This is a genomic window from Gammaproteobacteria bacterium (assembly GCA_016199745.1).
In the GTDB taxonomy this organism is placed as follows: Bacteria; Pseudomonadota; Gammaproteobacteria; order Acidiferrobacterales; family Sulfurifustaceae; genus JACQFZ01.
The window spans coordinates 1-2,511 of the sequence record JACQFZ010000034.1 but is presented as its reverse complement, the minus strand read 5'-3'; the positions used below and the strand labels follow the sequence as shown (position 1 = coordinate 2,511).

At 56.1% G+C, this 2,511-nt stretch carries 3 protein-coding genes; 2 read left to right on the top strand and 1 reads right to left on the bottom strand.

The window, feature by feature from the left end; genetic code table 11:
* Nucleotides 1–422: 422 nt before the first annotated feature.
* Nucleotides 423–1,016 (top strand): helix-turn-helix domain-containing protein, encoded by a 594-nt coding sequence (locus tag HY308_08665; protein MBI3898355.1) that lies wholly within the window; start codon nucleotides 423–425, stop codon nucleotides 1,014–1,016.
* Nucleotides 1,009–2,241 (top strand): HipA domain-containing protein, encoded by a 1,233-nt coding sequence (locus HY308_08660; protein ID MBI3898354.1) that lies wholly within the window; start codon nucleotides 1,009–1,011, stop codon nucleotides 2,239–2,241. The genes HY308_08665 and HY308_08660 overlap by 8 nt, the downstream gene beginning before the upstream one ends.
* 148 nt (nucleotides 2,242–2,389) lie before the next feature.
* Here HY308_08660 and HY308_08655 read toward each other — a convergent pair.
* A partial coding sequence (locus HY308_08655; protein ID MBI3898353.1) for a helix-turn-helix domain-containing protein occupies nucleotides 2,390–2,511 on the bottom strand: 122 nt, incomplete at its 5' end.

Here is a 2,511-nt window from a genome sequence, read left to right as displayed (position 1 = left end):
CGCGGGCATTGCCGCGTGAGGTTACGTGGTAGAAGGCGCCGGGGTATTCCAGTCGTAGGGGACGGGCCATGGGGGCGTTCCATTCGCGGATAACGTCGCCATGTTGGCTTGGAGGAATGTTTCACTGCAAGACCTGACCCCAATTCTCGACAGGCTACTGCGGTATTAAACAAGGGGGCAGATTTAATTGATTAAGGCGCGCGGGCCAAACGGCTTTCGACCCCCGAACGGACATTCCCGGTATCAGTCCCGCTACTAAACTCGGTTGGCAATTGCGCGTTAGTGATCTATAAAAATAGATATTTTAATATCTATGATCTAATAATATAGATCAATATATTACCTGGCCGGTTAATATCGATATATTAATGTATATCATTCATGATAATTGATCTATTATGATAGATCTACTGAGAGATTTCATGGCCTATACGACCGAAGCAATAGCAGAGGCTTTAAAGACAGCCCGCGAGAGCAAGAGCCTGAGCCAGCGTGCGCTTGCCAAACTGGCCGGTGTGCCGCAGAGCCATATCTCGAAGATCGAGAGCGGCGCCGTCGATCTACGCCTTTCCAGCTTGGTCGAGATAGCGCGGGCGCTTGATCTCGAAGTCATGCTTGTACCGCGCAAAAACATGTCCGCCGTGCAGTCCATGGTACGGAGCAGTGAACGGCCGGCGCCGCAAGGCGCGCCCGGCCCGTCGTCCGCGCGGGAACTCAAGAAGTTGCAGGATACTCTCGGCGTGACATTGCATGATTACCCGGCGGTCAAGGAACTGGCGCAGCTTCAGCGTCAGGCCCGCGATCTGCAAAGGCTCGCTGTGCGGCTGCCCGATCTGAGCGTTCTGCGCGAAACCACCAAAGCGTTGCAAGCGTTCAAGGGCACCGCCGCAAATCTCAACGCGCTCAAGCATGTGCTTTCTGATATGCAACATCTGCGCAATACGCTCGTGCATCAAGTGCCTCGTGTGGGAACCGTTAAGCCCGCGTACAGTCTCGAGGATGACGACCATGGCTGACGTGTTCGTCCTTGATGTCCTGCTCTACGGCACGCCCATCGGTACACTCACGCGCGTCGATGGTGACCGCACACTCTTTGCGTTCAATGAGAATTACATCGCCGACTCGCACCGTCCCGTTCTCGGTCTTGGCTTCAAGGACAACCTCGGTGAGCTCATTACGGAATTCCGGCCTTATCAGACGGCGGTCATGCCGTTCTTTTCCAACCTTCTCCCAGAAGCGCGCCTGCGGAAATACCTGGCCGAACGTGGCGGGGTCAACGAAAAGCGTGAGTTCTTCCTGCTTTGGCTACTTGGTGAGGACCTGCCCGGCGCGCTGAGTATCCGTCCTGCCGACGGCGAAATGCTGCCGCCTCCCGATGATGATCATCATCATGATGATGACGAACGCCGCGCAAAGGCGTTGCGCTTTTCGCTGGCGGGCGTGCAGCTCAAGTTCTCCGCCGTCACAAAGGCGACAGGGGGGCTGACCATTCCCGCTAACGGCGTTGGTGGTTCGTGGATTCTTAAACTCCCGTCTGAGAAGTATGAAGGCGTGCCGGAAAATGAATACTCCATGCTCACGCTAGCGCGGCTCCTCGGCATGGATGTTCCAGCCATCGAACTGGTGGACGTGGACGACATTGGAAATTTGCCCGACGGAATTGGCGCTCTTAAGGAGCGGTACGGGCTCGCGATCGAACGCTTCGATCGCCTGAGTGACGGCACAGCCGTCCATATCGAAGATTTCGCGCAAGTATTCGGCCTTTACCCTGAAGAGAAATACGAGAAGGCGAGTTCGATGAATATTGCTCGCGTCATCGCCGCTGAAAGCAATGAGGCGGACGTCGCCGAATTCATTCGCCGACTGACCTTCAATACCCTCATCGGCAATGCCGACATGCATGTGAAGAACTGGTCGATGATCTATCCCGACCGGCGGATCGCCCGGCTGGCGCCCGCCTATGACTTCGTCTCAACCATCGCCTACATCCCTGACAAAAAGGCGGCCCTTACATACAGCCGAAGCAAACGGTTTGATGAATTTACCGAGGACGAGCTGTCGCATCTGGCGGCGCGAGCGCGCTTGCCCAAAACGCTCGTTCTTGAAACGGCGCGTGAGACAGTCGCGCAATTTCATAAGCACTGGAAGGCAGAGAAGAAGAACCTGCCGCTCCGCAAAGATGTCGTCGCAGCTGTGGAAGCGCATCTGAAGACGATCCCCCTCGCGGTTGGACGCCACTGAGTTCTTGCCCAAGCAGTTGATGTCAGAATGACTTCCGCATCCGTGTCCGCCGTTACCAATCAGCAACCGATCCGCTGTCGCGCATAGAAGGCGGGCGAGGGAACTTAATGGGCAATGGGCAAAAAGGGCCAGGCCTTGCAATGACACATCACGCCATCCTCCGCCCCACCGCCCGACTCACCGTACTGTAGTGCACCCCGAAATAGCGGGCGATCTCGGATAATGTGTAGTGGCCCGTTGCATAGGCGTTCTGCATGGCCTGCTTCGGAT